14 protein-coding genes are annotated in these 17,545 nt (G+C 70.5%); 9 read left to right on the forward strand and 5 right to left on the reverse strand.

What is annotated here, in order from left to right:
• Positions 1-440: 440 nt before the first annotated feature.
• Both rpe and OG257_RS31875 read left to right on the forward strand, forming a co-directional pair.
• On the forward strand, positions 441-1,124 hold the full coding sequence (rpe, locus tag OG257_RS31870; protein WP_329212974.1) for a ribulose-phosphate 3-epimerase: 684 nt from the start codon (positions 441-443) through the stop codon (positions 1,122-1,124).
• Positions 1,125-1,256: 132 nt separating this feature from the next.
• Positions 1,257-2,249 carry a sugar-binding transcriptional regulator gene (locus tag OG257_RS31875; RefSeq protein ID WP_443054589.1) on the forward strand — a complete coding sequence of 331 codons (993 nt, stop codon included), beginning with the start codon at positions 1,257-1,259 and terminating at the stop codon, positions 2,247-2,249.
• A gap of 56 nt (positions 2,250-2,305) precedes the next feature.
• Here OG257_RS31875 and OG257_RS31880 read toward each other — a convergent pair whose 3' ends face one another.
• Positions 2,306-3,367 carry a terpene synthase family protein gene (locus tag OG257_RS31880; RefSeq protein ID WP_329212977.1) on the reverse strand — a complete coding sequence of 354 codons (1,062 nt, stop codon included), beginning with the start codon at positions 3,365-3,367 and terminating at the stop codon, positions 2,306-2,308.
• A gap of 297 nt (positions 3,368-3,664) precedes the next feature.
• Here OG257_RS31880 and OG257_RS31885 point away from each other — a divergent pair, with 297 nt between their 5' ends.
• The 5 genes from OG257_RS31885 (at position 3,665) to OG257_RS31905 (ending at position 10,109) form a co-directional block, all read left to right on the forward strand.
• The gene (locus OG257_RS31885) at positions 3,665-5,131 is read left to right on the forward strand and encodes a GuaB1 family IMP dehydrogenase-related protein (protein WP_329212979.1); all 1,467 of its coding nucleotides are present in this window, start codon (positions 3,665-3,667) and stop codon (positions 5,129-5,131) included.
• 199 nt (positions 5,132-5,330) lie between these two features.
• Entirely contained in the window at positions 5,331-6,788 is a 1,458-nt protein-coding gene (locus tag OG257_RS31890; protein WP_329212981.1) for an aldehyde dehydrogenase family protein, read from the forward strand.
• Positions 6,789-6,898: 110 nt separating this feature from the next.
• Positions 6,899-7,354 carry an Lrp/AsnC family transcriptional regulator gene (locus OG257_RS31895; protein WP_329212983.1) on the forward strand — a complete coding sequence of 152 codons (456 nt, stop codon included), beginning with the start codon at positions 6,899-6,901 and terminating at the stop codon, positions 7,352-7,354.
• A 211-nt stretch (positions 7,355-7,565) separates the two neighbouring features.
• Positions 7,566-8,363, forward strand: coding sequence for a carbon-nitrogen hydrolase family protein (locus tag OG257_RS31900; protein WP_329212985.1), 798 nt, complete (start codon positions 7,566-7,568; stop codon positions 8,361-8,363).
• A 54-nt stretch (positions 8,364-8,417) separates the two neighbouring features.
• A complete protein-coding gene (locus tag OG257_RS31905) occupies positions 8,418-10,109 on the forward strand; it encodes a flavin monoamine oxidase family protein (protein WP_329212987.1) in 1,692 nt (563 codons plus the stop codon).
• 49 nt (positions 10,110-10,158) lie between these two features.
• Here the strand turns inward: OG257_RS31905 and OG257_RS31910 are convergent, their stop codons facing one another.
• Complete coding sequence (locus OG257_RS31910) at positions 10,159-11,172, reverse strand: hydroxyacid dehydrogenase (RefSeq protein ID WP_329212989.1); 1,014 nt, start codon at positions 11,170-11,172, stop codon at positions 10,159-10,161.
• A gap of 67 nt (positions 11,173-11,239) precedes the next feature.
• Entirely contained in the window at positions 11,240-11,965 is a 726-nt protein-coding gene (locus OG257_RS31915; protein ID WP_443054509.1) for a DUF5995 family protein, read from the reverse strand.
• Positions 11,966-12,062: 97 nt separating this feature from the next.
• Between OG257_RS31915 and OG257_RS31920 the strand changes: the two genes are divergently transcribed.
• Complete coding sequence (locus OG257_RS31920) at positions 12,063-13,247, forward strand: glycoside hydrolase family 6 protein (protein WP_329212991.1); 1,185 nt, start codon at positions 12,063-12,065, stop codon at positions 13,245-13,247.
• A 3-nt stretch (positions 13,248-13,250) separates the two neighbouring features.
• On the opposite strand, the gene OG257_RS31925 is transcribed toward OG257_RS31920, so the two are convergent.
• Positions 13,251-14,636 carry a uracil-xanthine permease family protein gene (locus tag OG257_RS31925; RefSeq protein ID WP_329212993.1) on the reverse strand — a complete coding sequence of 462 codons (1,386 nt, stop codon included), beginning with the start codon at positions 14,634-14,636 and terminating at the stop codon, positions 13,251-13,253.
• Between the two features lie 239 nt (positions 14,637-14,875).
• On the opposite strand from OG257_RS31925, the gene OG257_RS31930 reads away from it, so the two are divergent.
• Positions 14,876-16,171 carry an alginate lyase family protein gene (locus OG257_RS31930; RefSeq protein WP_329212995.1) on the forward strand — a complete coding sequence of 432 codons (1,296 nt, stop codon included), beginning with the start codon at positions 14,876-14,878 and terminating at the stop codon, positions 16,169-16,171.
• 52 nt (positions 16,172-16,223) lie between these two features.
• Here the strand turns inward: OG257_RS31930 and OG257_RS31935 are convergent, their stop codons facing one another.
• Positions 16,224-17,465 (reverse strand): MFS transporter, encoded by a 1,242-nt coding sequence (locus OG257_RS31935; RefSeq protein ID WP_329212997.1) that lies wholly within the window; start codon positions 17,463-17,465, stop codon positions 16,224-16,226.
• Between the last annotated feature and the right edge of the window lie 80 nt (positions 17,466-17,545).

Here is a 17,545-nt window from a genome sequence, read left to right on the forward strand (position 1 = left end):
CGTTCCCCTGTACCGACATGACGCCCCGCTTCCCCGGCCTTGCCCCCACGGCAACGTAATTCATACCGGTTGCACCGCTTCGGGCGAAGGGCAATGCCCGAATCGAACCTTCTGAACGAGAACGAGAAGCGGGGCGTAGGGCTGTAGCCGTACACGCCGTCCGGCTGGTCCGGCCTGTGCGCCCAGCACTCGATGCCATCGCGTTCGCCTGCGCGCGCCCTCGCGTACAGCCGACGGGCCGGGTTCGCGGCACGGCGGACCTTCAGGCCGCCCGAGCAGGATTCCCTCGGTGGCCGTGTCGCACGCGACACTGCCGGAAGTCTGGCGAACCCCTCCGCGGGCCGGGCGAAAAGCCGGGATTGTGCGAACCGTAATGATCCCGTGAGGCTTTGGGGGGCACCGGGGCGGGGAAGTGGCGCGGAACATGGCAGGCTTGGTGCATGGCCCAGATCAACCCCAGCATCCTGTCCGCCGACTTCGCGCGACTCGCCGACGAGGCGAAGGCCGTCGAAGGCGCCGACTGGCTCCATGTCGATGTGATGGACAACCACTTTGTGCCCAATCTGACGCTCGGCGTGCCGATCGTGGAGGCGCTGAGCAAGGCCACGGACACTCCGCTGGACTGCCATCTGATGATCGAGGACGCGGACCGCTGGGCGCCGCAGTACGTCGAGGCGGGCGCGGGTTCCGTCACCTTCCACGTGGAGGCGGCGGCGGCGCCCGTGAGGCTGGCTCGGGAGATCAGGGCCAAGGGCGCGCGCGCCTCGATGGCACTCAAGCCCGCGACCCCGATCGAGCCGTACGAGGACCTGCTCCCCGAGCTCGACATGCTGCTGATCATGACGGTGGAGCCGGGCTTCGGGGGCCAGTCCTTCCTGGACATCATGCTGCCGAAGATCCGCCGGACCCGTGACCTGATCTCCAAGCACGGTCTCGAGCTCTGGCTCCAGGTCGACGGCGGCGTCTCCGCCACCACGATCGAGCGATGCGCCGAGGCCGGAGCCGATGTCTTCGTCGCCGGATCCGCGGTCTACGGGGCGCAGGACCCGGCCCAGGCGGTGCGTGCCCTGCGCGAGCAGGCGGACGCGGCCACCGCCGCGGCGCCCTGGGCGTGCGGCCACTGAACAAAGGGCAGATGAACGCGGCCCGACGGGCCGGATCAAGGATCGCCGGATCTGACAGGATGACGGTGTATCGGGCGTGTGAACAGCAGTGAGGAGATCGCGGTGTCTGGCATCTCGGCGGGTCGGTCAGCCATGCGGATGGGACCCGCGGAGCTGGTTCAGGCGGCGGCCATGGCCCGTCGGTTCTACCTCGAGGGAAAGTCGAAGATCCAGATCGCCGAGGAGTTCGGCGTCAGCCGCTTCAAGGTGGCCCGGGTTCTGGAGACGGCCCTCGAGCGTGATCTCGTACGTATCGAGATCCGGGTACCGGCCGAGCTGGACGCGGAGCGCTCCGACGCGCTCCGGGCCCGCTACGGGTTGCGCCACGCGGTCGTCGTCGAGTCCCCGGCGGACGAGCAGGACGACGCCGCCGACCCGGAGAACCTGGGCGAGGTCGCGGCCGAACTGCTCGGTGAGCTGGTGAACGAGGGCGATGTGCTGGGCCTGGCCTGGGGTCGTTCCACGATCCACATGGCCGCGGCGCTCGACCGGCTGCCGCCCTGCACGGTCGTGCAGCTGACCGGCGTCTACGACGCGGGGACGGCCGAGCGCGGGTCGGTCGAGGCGGTGCGCCGCGCGGCTCAGGTGTCCGGCGGCGAGGCGCATCCGATCTACGCGCCGATGCTCCTGCCCGATCCGGCGACGGCGGCGGCCCTGCGGCACCAGACGGGTATCGCCCGCGCTTTCGAGTACTTCGACAAGGTGACCGTCGCCGCGGTCTCCATCGGTTCCTGGGAGCCGGGCATCTCCACCGTCCACGACATGCTCTCGGACGAGGAGCGGGCACACTACGCCTCGCTCGGGGTCGCGGCCGAGATGTCCGCGCACCTCTTCGACTCCGACGGCCGACGCGTCGGCCGGGACCTGGGCGAGCGGTGCATCACCGTGGAGGCGGACCGGCTGCGCCGGATCCCCGAGGTGGTCGCCATCGCCGGCGGACAGCGCAAGGCGGCGGCGATCGGCGCGGTGCTCCGCTCGGGCCTGGTCACCAGCCTGGTGACGGACACGGCCGCGGCCGACTACCTGCTGACGGAGTCCGCCGCCGGACAGCGCCCCGCCCTGGAGCGGGCCGACCCCGACGACTGACCGTCACGGAACGTGACGGAGGCCGGGCACCGCACAGGTGCCCGGCCTCCGTTCGTCTACCGGCTCCGCTGCACGTCGGACGCACCCGATCCCGCCGGGTCCGCGGCCACGCCGAGGACGGTCTCCTCCAGGTACTCCGCGGGCTCCGCGTACTGGCTGACGTCCGCCGGGTTGTAGCGGGGGGTCTGCCGGGACCAGTCCAGATTGCCGCGCATCCAGCTCCGCATCCCGTCGAGATACGGGACGAGCAGCTCGGACAGCTGCGGATACATGTCGAGCAGCTCGTCCTCGGCCGTGAGGAAGCGCTCGGTCTCGGTGGCTATCTCGGCGCACACGTGGTCGAGGGCCTGCTGCTCCCCGTAGCCCCGGTGGTGCCGTACCAGGTGAACGAGATTGTGGATCTCGCCGAGCACTTGTTCCTTCTCGAAGGAGTACACGTCGTTGGCCCAGCACACGACGTTGCACGAGGCTTCCAGAGCCGTGATGAACCGGGGGTCGTTGTGGACCGACTCGGGCGCCTCGATGCCCGCCACGATCTCTATCAGGTCCATGCACACATGGATCGCCCCGGTGTGCCGGCGCTGGGCCACATAGGTCTCCTCGGCCGGTACGACGCCCTCGGCCCGGTTCCCTGCCTCCCAGGTGGTGGCGGTCATCAGGTACGTCATGAGGTGCCAGGCGAAACGTGTGCGCCAGTGCGGGGCCGCCTGCGGGATCGTACGTTCCCACAGATCGGCCAGGGCGACGACGGCGGCGGGCGGATCCTCGCCCGGCAGGGGGCCGGGAGCCGTTCCCTCCACCACGGAACGCATCCGGGCCACCACGTCGCGTACCCGTTCGGGGTTGCGGCCGAGATGGCCGTCGTCCAGCTGGTCGTCGACGAGGAAGAGCCATACGAACCAGTCGGCGACCAGGTCGAGGTGCTCACTGCCCGCCGTCGGGTAGACCATGCCGACGAACGCGCCGAAGTCGGCCTGCTCGAAACGGCGCCTCGCGGACTCCCGGTGCACCAGACCGGTGCGGCGCGTCCACGCGTCGATGTGCTCGCGCGTGTGCCCTACGTGCGGGTTCGTCCGCTGAGGGAACGGGCAGTAGATGTCGGGCAGTTCGCTCTCCACAGACGGATCCGCATCCTCTCCGGCCACAGACGTGACGGGTTTCTCCGCGCTCTCGTGCACGGTGTTGCGGTCACCCCCGAGACCTGCGGATTTGAAGCTACCTGACCCCCTGTCACCCGGTCCAGGGATCGTGATCACGAATGGTTGAAAGGCGTTCGGGTAGGGTCTTCGAGTAAGGCAGGTTCCACTTGCCAGGCCCCCCGGAGCACCTCCTTGGAGGAACTCACGAACGCGGGGGTCCATTGCTGTGTCTTCGTGGAAACGACCTGCACCGTTTCGTATGAAAAAATGAGTGTTATGCGTTTTCTTGAGCCCGGCACCGGTCGCTACACGGCGTCCCCCTCGGTCCCCTACGACCTCACGTACGACGATGTCTTCATGGTCCCCGGCCGCTCCGCGGTCGGTTCCCGGCAGGCCGTGGACCTCTCCTCGCCCGACGGCACCGGCACCACCATCCCGCTCGTCGTCGCGAACATGACCGCGATCGCGGGGCGCCGGATGGCGGAGACGATCGCCCGCCGCGGTGGACTGGTCGTCATCCCCCAGGACATCCCGATCGAGGTGGTCACCGAGGTCATCAGCTGGGTCAAGACACGCCACCTCGTGCTCGACACGCCCATCGAGCTGTCCCCGGGCCAGACCGTTGCCGACGCCCTGTCCCTGCTGCACAAGCGGGCCCACGGAGCGGGTGTCGTCGTCGACGCGGAGCGCAGGCCGGTCGGTGTCGTCACCGACCACGACCTGACCGGTGTCGACCGCTTCACGCAGCTGTCCGAGGTCATGTCCAAGGACCTGGTGCTGCTCGACGCGGACATCGACCCGCGCGACGCCTTCGGCAAGCTCGACGGCGCCAACCGCAAGCTCGCCCCCGCGGTCGACGCGGACGGCAGGCTCGTCGGCATCCTCACCCGCAAGGCCGCGCTGCGCGCGACGCTGTACACCCCGGCGACGGACTCCGAGGGCAGGCTGCGCATCGCCGCGGCCGTCGGAATCAACGGCGATGTCGCGGGCAAGGCCAAGCAGCTCCTCGACGCGGGCGTCGACACGCTCGTCGTCGACACCGCGCACGGCCACCAGGAGTCCATGATCAGCGCGGTCGCCGCGGTGCGGGCGCTCGACCCGCGCGTGCCGATCGTGGCGGGCAACGTCGTCGCGGCCGAAGGCGTGCGCGACCTCATCGAGGCCGGCGCGGACATCATCAAGGTCGGGGTCGGCCCCGGCGCCATGTGCACCACCCGGATGATGACCGGTGTGGGCAGGCCCCAGTTCTCCGCCGTGCTCGAGTGCGCGGCCGAGGCCCGCAAGCACGGCAAGCACGTCTGGGCGGACGGAGGCGTCCGCCACCCGCGCGATGTCGCCATGGCGCTCGCCGCCGGTGCGTCGAACGTGATGATCGGCTCCTGGTTCGCCGGTACGTACGAGTCGCCCGGTGACCTCCAGCAGTCCGCGGACGGCCGCTACTACAAGGAGTCCTTCGGGATGGCCTCCGCGCGCGCGGTGAAGAACCGCACGTCGGAGGAGTCCGCCTACGACCGGGCCCGCAAGGGGCTGTTCGAGGAGGGCATCTCCACCTCGCGGATGTTCCTGGATCCGGCGCGCCCCGGCGTGGAGGACCTGATCGACTCGATCATCGCCGGTGTCCGCTCGTCCTGCACCTACGCGGGTGCGGCCTCGCTCGAGGAGTTCGCCGAGAAGGCCATCGTGGGTGTGCAGAGCGCCGCGGGATACGCGGAGGGCAAGCCGCTGCACGCCAGCTGGAGTTGACCGAGCGGTCCACGCATCACAGGTGCCCCTCCCGGGTGTTCGTGCCGGGAGGGGCACCTGTCTGTTCAGGCATCGTTACATGACCGAATACGACTGCTTCTAGTCGACTGTCGGGCACTATTGACCATCTTCAACTCTGTTGAATTGTAAGTAATATGAGTCGCAATCAGCTGCCCGCCTCTCTGCGGTAAGGGATCTCATGTCCTTCTTCACTGACCTGGCCCACCAGTACATCGACGGCGAGTGGAGGCCGGGGAAGGGGTCCTGGGACATCATCGACTTCAACCCGTACAACGGTGAGAAGCTCGCAGCCATCACCGTCGCCACGGCGGACGAGGTCGACCAGGCCTACCGCGCGGCCGAGCGTGCGCAGCAGGAATGGGCGGACACCAATCCGTACACCCGCCGGGCCGTACTGGAGAAGGCGCTGCAGATCGTCGAGGAGCGCGAGCCCGAGATCTCCGAGGCGATCGTCGCGGAGCTCGGCGGCACCCGGCTGAAGGCCGCATTCGAACTGCACCTGGCCAAGGAGTTCCTGCGCGAGGCCGTCCAGCTCGCGCTGCGGCCCTCCGGGCAGATCCTCCCCTCGCCGACCGAGGGCAAGGAGAACCGCGTCTACCGCGTGCCCGTCGGCGTCGTGGGCGTCATCAGCCCCTTCAACTTCCCCTTCCTGCTGTCGCTCAAGTCCGTTGCGCCCGCACTGGCCCTCGGCAACGCCGTGGTCCTCAAGCCCCACCAGAACACGCCGATCTGCGGCGGCACGCTGCTGGCCAAGGTGTTCGAGGACGCCGGTCTGCCCGCCGGGCTGCTGAACGTCGTGGTCACCGACATCGCCGAGATCGGCGACGCGCTGCTCGAACACCCCGTCCCGAGGCTCATCTCCTTCACCGGTTCCGACAAGGTGGGCCGCCACGTCGCGACGGTGTGCGCGTCCAACTTCAAGCAGTCCGTGCTCGAACTCGGCGGGAACAGCGCGCTGATCGTCCTCGACGACGCCGATGTGGACTACGCCGTCGACGCGGCCGTATTCAGCCGGTACGTGCACCAGGGCCAGGTCTGCATGGCCGCCAACCGGATCCTGATCGACCGCGCGATCGAGAAGGAGTTCACCGAGAAGTTCGTCGCCAAGGTCGCCTCCCTGCGCGTCGGGGACCCGGCCGACCCCTCCACACATATCGGCCCGCTGATCAACTCCTCGCAGGCCGAGGCGGTGTCCAAGATCGTCGACCAGACCGTGGAGGCCGGCGCGACGGCGCTGCTGCACGGCAGGGCCGAGGGCAACCTCGTGAGCCCTTCCGTGCTGACCGCGATAGCCCCCGATTCCCCCGTCCTGCAGCAGGAGATCTTCGGGCCCGTCGCCCTCCTCGTGCCCTTCGACGGCGAGGACGAGGCGGTCCGGATCGCCAACGACACCCCGTACGGGCTGAGCGGCGCGGTGCACACGGGAAACATCGAGCGCGGGGTGCGCGTGGGGCAGCGCATCCGCACCGGCATGATCCACATCAACGACGGCACGGTCCACGACGAGCCCATCGTCCCCTTCGGCGGCGAGAAGGCCTCGGGCCTGGGACGGCTGAACGGCGACTCGACGATCGAGGCCTTCACCACCCAGAAGTGGATCTCGGTGCAGCACGGCCGCTCGCAGTTCCCCTTCTGACCGGCCGCCCTCTGCGGTGAGCGCGCCCCGCGCGGGCGCGCATGGTCTACTTCGGGGGCGGCCCGTGCCGCCCCCGAATCCGACCGTCGCAGAGAAGTGATCCCTCTGAAGTGCGCCTGAACGACCTCGACGAACGCATCGTCCACGCCCTTGCCGAAGACGCCCGGCGCAGTTACGCCGACATCGGCGCGATCATCGGACTGTCCGCTCCCGCCGTGAAACGCCGCGTGGACCGGTTGCGCGCCGAGGGCGCCATCACAGGCTTCACCGTGCGGGTGGACCCGGCGGCGCTCGGCTGGCACACCGAGGGATTCATCGAGATCTACTGCAGCCGCAACACCGCACCGGAAGCGATCAAGCAGGGCCTCGCCCGCTATCCGGAGATCGCGTCCGCGTCCACCGTGACGGGAGACGCCGACGCGATCGTGCAGGTCTTCGCCGCCGACATGCGGCACTTCGAGCAGGTGCTCGAGCGCATCGCGGGCGAGCCGTACGTGGAGCGCACCAAGTCGGTGCTCGTCCTCTCCCCGCTTCTGCGACGGTACGCCTCCGGCTCTCCCGCCTGAGGCTGCGCGGGGCCCCGCCCCCGCCCGTACGAGACCGAAATCACCCTTCTGACCTGCGTGGACGCCGTACGCAACGAATCACCGCGGCAGCCCTGTACGACGCAATGAATCGATGGTGTGCGCGCAACACTCGCGCCTTGTCCGGCCCGATCGGCGCCCCGTACCTTCAATACGTCTCCCCGTACTCCGCCCGCACCGCCCGAGGTCAGCCATGCCGCCGCTGCGTACCGCCCTGCTCCAGAGCTCCGGACGACCCGGCTCCGTGGACGAGAACATCAAGGTGCTCGACGAGGCCGCAGGACGCGCCGCCGAGGCCGGTGCCCGACTGCTCGTCTGCCCGGAACTCTTCCTCACCGGATACGCCGTCGGCGACGCCGTCCCCACGCTCGCCGAACCCGCGGACGGACCGGGAGCACGGGCGGTCGCGGAGCTCTGCGCGCGGCACGGCATCGCCGTCCTGTACGGCTACCCGGAGCGCGCCGGCGAGCTGATCTTCAACGCGGCGCAGCTCATCGGCCCGGACGGGACCGCCCTCGCGAACTACCGCAAGACCCATCTGTTCGGCAGCTTCGAGCAGAAGTGGTTCACGCCCGGCGAGCAGGCCGTGGTGCAGGCAGACCTCGACGGCGTCCGGATCGGCGTGCTGATCTGCTACGACGTCGAGTTCCCGGAGAACGTCCGGGCACACGCCCTGGCCGGGACCGGCCTGCTGCTGGTGCCGACCGCGCAGATGCACCCCTTCCAGTTCGTCGCCGAGTCGGTGGTCCCGGTCCGTGCCTTCGAGAGCCAGATGTACGTCGCGTACGTCAACAGGACCGGTCCGGAGGGCGAGTTCGAGTTCGTCGGGCTGAGCTGTCTGGCAGGCCCCGACGGCACCGTGCGGACCCGTGCCGGCCGCGGCGAGGAGCTCGTCATCGGTGAGGTGGACCCCGCGTTCCTCGGTGCCTCGCGGGCGGCCAACCCGTATCTGAAGGACCGCCGTCCCGGTCTGTACGGCTCCCTCGCCTGACCCGAGCCCTCCCCTTCGTCCCCCCTTCTCACCTGTGCAAGGAGTCCGTACCCCATGACGTCCACGGTGCCCAACGCCGTCCAGCACACCGACGCGCAGCCGCCGATCACCATGTTCGGGCCGGACTTCCCCTACGCGTACGACGACTTCCTCACGCACCCGGCGGGCATCGGCCAGATACCGGCGACCGAGCACGGATCCGAGGTCGCCGTCATCGGCGGTGGCCTCTCCGGCATCATCGCCGCGTACGAACTGATGAAGATGGGGCTGCGGCCCGTCGTCTACGAGGCGGACCAGATCGGCGGCCGGCTGCGTACGGTCGGCTTCGAGGGCTGCGACCCCTCGCTGACCGCCGAGATGGGCGCCATGCGCTTCCCGCCCTCGTCCACGGCGCTGCAGCACTACATCGACCTGGTGGGCCTGGAGACCGAGCCGTTCCCCAACCCGCTCTCCCCGGCCACTCCGTCGACCGTCGTCGACCTCAAGGGCGAGTCCCACTACGCCGAGACCATCGCCGATCTGCCGCAGGTCTACCGCGATGTGATGGACGCCTGGAACTCGTGCCTGGAAGAGGGCGCCGACTTCTCCGACATGAACAGGGCCATGCGCGAGCGCGATGTCCCGCGCATCCGGGAGATCTGGGCGAAGCTCGTCGAGAAGCTCGACAACCAGACCTTCTACGGGTTCCTCTGCGCCTCGGACGCCTTCAAGTCCTTCCGGCACCGAGAGATCTTCGGCCAGGTCGGCTTCGGAACCGGCGGCTGGGACACCGACTTCCCCAACTCCATCCTGGAGATCCTCCGCGTCGTCTACACCGAGGCCGACGACCACCACCGCGGGATCGTCGGCGGCAGCCAGCAGCTGCCGCTGCGCCTGTGGGACCGCGAACCGCGCAAGATCGTCCACTGGCCGCTCGGTACGTCGCTGGCCTCCCTGCACGACGGGCAGCCGCGCCCCGCCGTGACCCGCCTGGACCGCACCGCTGGAAACCGGATCACGGTCACGGACGCCACCGGCGACATCCGCTCCTACCGGGCCGCGGTCTTCACCGGGCAGTCCTGGCTGCTGCTCTCCAAGATCGCCTGCGACGACGCGCTCTTCCCGATCGACCACTGGACGGCGATGGAGCGCACCCACTACATGGAGTCGTCCAAGCTGTTCGTGCCCGTCGACCGGCCGTTCTGGCTGGACAAGGACGAAGCGACCGGCCGCGACACCATGTCGATGACGCTCACGGACCGGATGACCCGGGGCACGTACCTCCTGGACGACGGACCCGGCAAGCCGGCCGTCATCTGTCTCTCCTACACGTGGTGCGACGACAGCCTGAAGTGGCTGCCGCTCTCCCCGAAGGAGCGCATGGACGTCATGCTCAAGTCGCTCGGCGAGATCTATCCCAAGGTCGACATCCGCAAGCACATCATCGGCAACCCGGTCACCGTCTCCTGGGAGAACGAGCCCTACTTCATGGGCGCGTTCAAGGCCAACCTGCCCGGCCACTACCGCTACCAGCGGCGCCTGTTCACCCACTTCATGCAGGACCGGCTGCCGTCGGACAAGCGGGGCCTGTTCCTGGCCGGCGACGACATCTCGTGGACGGCCGGCTGGGCCGAGGGCGCCGTGCAGACCGCGCTCAACGCCGTATGGGGTGTCATGAGCCAGTTCGGCGGCGCCACGGACCCGACGAACCCCGGCCCCGGCGACGTCTTCGACGAGATCGCACCGGTCGAGCTTCCGGAGGACTGAGCCCCGGTGCACCGGCCCGGCCGTCGGCGCAGGCACCGGGCCGGTGCCCTCAGCGCAGGCGTTCCAGGGCGTCGGCGGTCACCGTGTGGAGCAGTGGCTGCCCGGCGAGCAACCGCACGACCTCCCCGACGGCGCTCGCCCCGAGACGCTGCCTGACCTCGACGCTGCCCGCGGCCCGATGCGGGGTCAGCAGCACGTTCGGCAGGGCACGGAAGGCGTGGTCCACCGGGAGCGGCTCCTCGTCGAACACGTCGATCGCCGCGTCCAGCCGCCCCGAGGCCAGCTCCGCGAGCAGTGCCTTCTCGTCGACCAGCCAGGCCCGGGCGGTGTTCACCAGGCCCGCGCCGTCCGGCATCAGAGCCAGCTGGGCGGCACCGATCATCCGGTGCGTCCGCTCGGTCACCGGGGCGTGCACGGCGACGATCCTGCTCCGCGTGAGCAGCACCTCCAGCGGCACGGACTCCACCCCGAGCGCCACCGCGTCGGCTTCGGACAGGAACGGGTCGGTGACGCGGACCCGCGCCCCCATCGCCCGCACCATGGCGATGTACGCGCGACCGGTGCGGGACGCGCCGATCACCCCGATGTCGCTGCCGTGGATCTCGTGCGACGGCGGTGCCTGGACGGCCTCGGCCCACGGGGTGCCGTCGTGCAGGGCGTGATCGAAGCGGTGGATGCGGTGCAGCAGGGACAGGGTGAACGCCAGGGCCACCTCGGCCACCGGCCGCGCCATCTCGTCGCCCGCCTGCGTGACTTGGATGCCGCGCCGGAACACCTCTTCGTCGACGTACGGGGCCACGGCCGAGCCCGTGTGCGCGACGAGCTCCAACCGGTCCGCGGAGTCGAGGAGCCGGGCGTCGACGCGCGGACTGCGCCACGAGGTGACGAGTGCCCGTGCCCCGGGGAGGGCCGCGGCCAGCGCCGTACGGTCCCGGTGCTCGTCCAGGACGGTCAGTTCGGCCGCCGCGTCCAGCTGCTGCCAGACCTCGGCGGTGAAGAACTCGGCGCGCAGGTGCGGGGGTACGGAGACGACCACGCGGGGGCGGCCGGCCGGATCGGACATGAGGAGCTCCGCAGGGAAGAGGTCGGGGGACACCCCAGGGTATGACCCGCCGTCCGGGTGAACGGGATCAGCGGCACGGGGTGAGCAGGATCCTCCCCACCAGGCCGATCCCCGCATCCGTACGCGCCCTGAACTCCTCGGCCAGCAGCGGTACTCCACGCAGTCGCCACAGCATCCGCGCCGCCGACCACGAGGCCTCGCGGGCCCTCTCCAGGCTCCAGGAACCCGCCAGATGCGTGAGGGGGTCGGCGACCTCCAGCAGATCGGGACCCGGCATCAGTTCTTCGCGGATCTGCTCCTCCAGCATCACGAGGAGATCTCCCACCCGGTCGAACTCCTCCTCCAGGTCCGCCGGAGCGCAGCCGAGCGTACGGCAGGTGTCCACCACGGCCAACGCGAGGTCGTGGCCGATGTGCGCATTGATACCGGCGAGCGCGAACTGCAGCGGGCGTACGCCGGGATGGCGCCGGAGCTGGAACAGCGGACGCCAGCAGGCGGGCGGCCGACCGCCCGCCGCGGCGGTGTCGACGGCGGTCAGATAGTGCTCGGCGAACCGCACATCCAGGGCGGACACGGTGTCCCGGTCCGGGAAGGAACCGCCCTCGATCCGCCCGCCGACGGCCTCCGTGACCGTCAGATAGACCTGGTTGAACACGGCTACGCCGTCCCCCGGCGGCCAGTGGGAGCGGTACGTGCGCATCCGCTCGATCACCGTGCCCACATCGGCCACCGCACCGTCCACGCGTGGGCAGGATGTGCCGGCCGGGTCTGCGAACTGCTCGAACTGGGCCATGCGGGCAGCGTCCCAGCCGTAGGCTCGCCACGGCGCCGACCGGCCTGAGGTTCATCGGAACGGACGAACGAGGGGCGCCGGGGGAGAGGAACGAACAGTGTCGGGCGCACGCGCACAACGCAGGACCGAGACCAGACAGCGCAGGCGTACCGCACGCCGGCACGCCATGGCCGTCGCCGCATCGGCCGTGGTCGCCGTAGGTACGGCGACCGGCGTGATCACCGCAACCGCGGGGGAGGGCGAGCGGACGACCGCCCGCCCCGACACGACCGTTTCACCGGTCCTGGAACCGCTGCCCGCGGTGCCCACCGCGTCACCGGCCACCGTGTCCCCCTCCGCCTCGCCGCGTCCTTCCCGGACGGCCGTGAAGAAAGCCGCTCCGGAGCCGTCGGAGACGAAGCCCCCGCAGCGAACCGCGACGGCCGCAGGGCTCTACCGCCACTCGGAGTCGCAGGTCCTGGACTGGGTCCGCGGTCACCGGGACGATCCGCGCCGTCCGCTCATCGAGTCCCGGATCGCGGCCCAGCCGGCCGCGGTCTGGTTCGCGGCCTACAACCCGTCGGCGGTGACCGCGCAGGTCCGCGGTGTGACGTCGGGCGCCGCGGCCGCGGGCCGTACCCCTGTGCTCGTGCCGTACGCGATACCCGACCGGGACTGCGGCGGAGCCTCCGAGGGAGGGGCGCCCGGACTGGCGGCGTACGACGCGTGGATGGACAGGTTCGCCGAAGGGCTGGGCAGCGGACCGGTCATCGTGATCCTGGAGCCGGACGCGATCGCGCTCTCGGACTGCCTCTCGGCGGGGCAGCGGGCAGCCCGCTTCGCGTCGCTGGCCAGGGCGGGCCGTGCCCTGCACGCCGCGAACCCGCGGGCCAGGGTCTACTTCGACGGTGGGCACTCCGGCTGGCACTCCGCCGCCAAGCAGGCAGCCGCGCTCAAGGAGGCGGGCGCCGCGACCAGCGGGGACGGCATCTTCACCAATGTGTCGAACTTCCACAGCACGGCGGACGAAGCGGCCTATGCCCGCCGGGTACTGGCCGCCCTCGGCGGCCCGGCCCGCCTCGGCGCGGTCATCGACACCAGCCGCAACGGCAACGGGGCGCCGCAGGCCGGTGACTGGTGCGACCCCGGGGGCAGGGCCCTCGGCCGGACCCCGACGACGAGGACCGGTGCGTCCCGGATCGACGCCTACCTGTGGGTGAAGCTGCCGGGGGAGTCCGACGGCTGCAAGGGAGCGGCCGGATCCTTCACCCCGGACTACGCCTACGACCTGGCAACCGGCTGAGCCTCAGGCCTTGGGCGATTCCTCGTCGTACGCGGAGGTGCCCGAGTCCAGCAGGGGATCCTGGGTCCTGAGGTGGGCGGGGGCGAAGGCCCGGAGCACGTGGTAGCCGGTGATCACGACGATGGTGCCGAGTGCGATGCCGCTCAGTTCGAAGTCGTCGGAGAACTTCAGGCTGACCCCGCCGATGCCGATGATGATGCCCGCCGCGGCCGGTACGAGGTTCAGCGGATTGCGCAGATCGACCTTGGCGTTGGTCCAGATCTGGGCACCCAGGAGGCCGATCATGCCGTAGAGGATGACGGTGATGCCGCCGAGCACACCGCCGGGGATCGCGGCGACGACCGCCCCGAACTTGGGGCACAGACCGAAGAGCAGCGCGAAGCACGCGGCGGCCCAGTAGGCGGCGGTGGAGTAGACGCGGGTCGCGGCCATGACACCGATGTTCTCGGAGTACGTGGTGTTCGGCGGGCCGCCGACAGCGGTGGACAGCATCGACGCGGCGCCGTCGGCCGCGATCGCCGTGCCCAGTTTGTCGTCGAGGGACTCGCCGGTCATCTCGCCGACAGCCTTCACGTGCCCCGCGTTCTCGGCGATCAGGGCGATCACGACGGGCAGCGCGACCAGGATCGCCGACCACTCGAAGCTCGGCGCGTGGAAGGACGGGAGCCCGACCCAGTCGGCGTCGCCCACCGCGGACAGGTTCAGCCGCCAGTGGTCGACCGCCTCGGGGCCGCCCGCCGGTGAGTGGATCTTCCCGAAGACCCGGTCGAGCACCCAGGACAGGACGTAGCCGAAAACGAGTCCGAGGAAGATCGCGATACGGGAGAGGAAGCCGCGCAGACAGACCACGGCCAGACCGGTGAACAGCATGACGAGCAGAGCCGTCCACTGGTCCTGCGGCCAGTACGTCGACGCGGTGACCGGGGCGAGGTTGAAGCCGATCAGCATGACGACGGCGCCGGTCACCACCGGAGGCATGGCCGCGTGGATGATCCGCGCGCCGAACCGCTGCACGGCGAGCCCCGCCAGGAACAGCACGGCACCGACCACGAGGACCGCACCGGTGACGGTGGCGCTGCTGCCCCCGCCGGCCCGGATCGTGGCGGCGACCCCCACGAAGGAGAGCGAGCAGCCCAGGTAACTGGGGACCCTGCCGCGCGTGGCCAGCAGGAAGATGGCGGTCGCGACACCGGACATCATGATGGCGAGGTTCGGGTCCAGGCCCATCAGGACGGGCGCGACGAACGACGCGCCGAACATGGCCACCACGTGCTGGGCGCCGAGTCCGAAGGTCCGGGGCCAGGAGAGCCGTTCGTCGGGGCGAACCACGGCCCCCGGTTCGGGGGTCTTCCCGTCGCCGTGCAAGGTCCAGCGCACGCCGAGGCCCATGGTCGCTCCCTGTCATGTGTGTGCGGTGTGTCCACCCGCGGAGATGATCAGCGTCATGTTAGTGCCGCCGCGACCAGGTCATCGATTCCGGTCCGTCCTGGCACCCGGGCACTCCGACGGCCCGACGGGTCCCATCCGTGAATCGTGCGCGAAGCATTGTCAGTCCGAACAGTCACATCTACGCTCACACGGTCCTGCTCATGAACAGTGTTCACATACCTGAAATTGAGGAGTGCTCGATGAACGGAAGACGCCGTCGACGCCTCGGTGTGCTGCTCGCCACCGTGACCGCGCTGGGCGCCGCACTCGTACCCACCGCCTCACCGGCCGCGGCCACCGCGCCGGGCGACCGTCCGCACGCGGCGCCGCCCAGGACCGTGGTGATCGACGGTCAGCGCATGCAGCGGACCAAGGCCCGGCTCGACCGGGGCGATCCGGCGCTCCGCCGGGCTGTCGCGAAGCTCACCGCGCAGGCGGACGGCTGGCTCGGCCAGGGCCCGTGGACGGTGGTCGACAAGCCCGCACCGGCGCCCGGCGGGGATGTCCACGACTACCTCAGCCAGGCGCCCTACTGGTGGCCGTCCCAGCCGCGTACCGAGGACAACCCCTGGGGCTGCCCGTACGTCCAGCGGGACGGCGAGCGCAATCCCGAGGTCGACACCGGTACCGACCGCCCCGACGTCGGCAAGGTCTTCAACTCGGTCACCGCGCTCAGCCTCGCCTGGTACTACACGGGCCGCGAGCAGTACGCCGAGCACGCCGGGGACATCCTGCGCACCTGGTTCCTCGACCCGGCGACCCGGATGAACCCGAACCTCGACCACGGGCAGTTCATCCCCTGCAAGTACGACGGCCGGGCCATCGGGATCATCGACTTCTCGCAGCAGTACACCAGCGTGCTCGACGCCGTCGCCCTGCTCGACGCCGGAGCGCCCGGCTGGTCCACGGGCGACCGGGCCGCGATGCGGGCCTGGAACACCGACTTCCTGGACTGGCTGGTGAATTCGGAGTTCGGGAAGCAGGAGTCCGCCGCGAAGAACAACCACGGCACCTTCCAGGACATGCAGATCGCCGGACTGGCCCTCGCCACCGGCGACCGCGAACTCGCCCGCAGAACCGTCCTGGACGCGCGGGCCCTGCGGATCGACCCGCAGATCGGCGAGGACGGCAGCCAGCCCCAGGAACTCGCCCGCACCAGGAGCTGGCACTACTCGACCTTCGACCTGGTCGCCTACACGAGGCTCGCCGCCATCGGCAGGCAGGTCGGGGTGGACCTCTGGGACTACGAAGGGCCGCAGGGGCAGAGCCTGTTCAAGGCCGTGCGCTACCTGCTGCCCGCCGCGACCGGGGCCGCGCCGTGGCCGCACCCCGAGCTCGAGTTCTACCGGTACGCCGCGAGCGACATCGTGCACGCGGCAGCCGACGCGGGCGACCGGCAGGCCCGGGCGGCGGTTCCCCGCCTCGAAACTCCCCCCGGCGGTGACCTGTGGGCCCTGCGCCCCGCCGCTGAACAGCTCGACTCGATCGCCGGCTGACCCGCGGCGTACGGGCCCCGCGCCGCCCGCGGGGCCCGTACGCCGTACGGAGTCACTTGGCGGCGGCGCTCCCGGACGGTGCCGTGGCGGGTGCAGCGTCGGGAGTGCCCCCCTCCGCCACCTTGCGATCGCCGGCCCTCAGCACCCCGGCGCCCAGCACCAGTCCGAATGCCAGCACCGTCACGAGGCCGAACGACACCAGCAGCGAGGTCGCCTCCGCCAGGGAGCCGATCGCGGACGGGGCGATGAGCCCCGAGGTGTACGTGATGGTGGCCACGCCCGCGATGGCCCGGCTCGGGTTGTCCCCGCTGCGCCCGGCCGCGGCGAACGCCAGCGGTACGACGACCGCGACGCCCAGCCCGAGCAGGCCGAAGCCGCACAGTGCCAGCGCCGCGTTCGGCGCCAGGACCACCAGCAGCCCGCCGACGGTCGCGAGGACGCCGCCGACCCGTACGGTCCGCACCGCGCCGAACCGGTCGACCACCCGGTCGCCGGCGATCCGGGCGATCGCCATCGTCAGGGCGAACGCGGTCGTCGACGCCGCGGCGAGCCCGGCGGAACTGCCCATGATGTCCTTGAGGTAGACGGCCGACCAGTCCAGGCTCGCCCCCTCGGCGAACACGGCGCAGAAACCCACCGCGCCGATGACCAGCGCGGACTTCGGCGGCAGGGTGAAGCGCGGCGGCGGCTCCTCGTCCGGCTCACTGCGCAGGTCGAGCACGTGACGGCAGGCGATCAGGCCGAGCCCGGTGAGCACGAGCGCGGCCAGGGTGTGATGGAGCCGGGCGTCGGCGCCGATGTGCGCGGCGACCGTGCCGGCCGCGGAACCGACCAGTGCGCCCACACTCCACCAGCCGTGCAGTCCGGACATGATCGACTTGTCGAGCCGGTTCTCCACCTCGACGCCGAGCGCGTTCATGGCGACGTCCGACATCCCGGCGGTCGCCCCGTACAGGAAGAGCGCCGCGCAGAGCGTGACCAGGTTCGGGGCCAGGGCCGGAAGGATCAGCGCCAGCGTCCAGAGCGCCAGCAGCCCGCGCAGGGCCGTCCGTGCGCCGAACCGGTGGCTGACCCGGCCGGCCAGCGGCATGGCCAGGGAAGCGCCGATGGCCGGGAAGGCGAGGGCGAGGCCGAGCTGTCCGGCGCTCACCGAGGCGTGGTCCTGGATCCAGGGGACCCGGGTCGCGAAGCTGCCGGTCACCGCTCCGTGCACGGAGAAGACCGCGGCGACCGCGTACCTGGCCCGTCTTACCTGCTCCATGCCGAAAACCCGGACCGTTGGATCCATCGTCATCACGCCGTGCCCTCCCCTGGGAATCCTCGCCGACCGGCCACTCGGGTGCCCGTCCGCGCGGTGCGGCACGTAAACTATCA

This window comes from Streptomyces sp. NBC_00683, assembly GCF_036226745.1.
Lineage (GTDB): Bacteria > Actinomycetota > Actinomycetes > Streptomycetales > Streptomycetaceae > Streptomyces.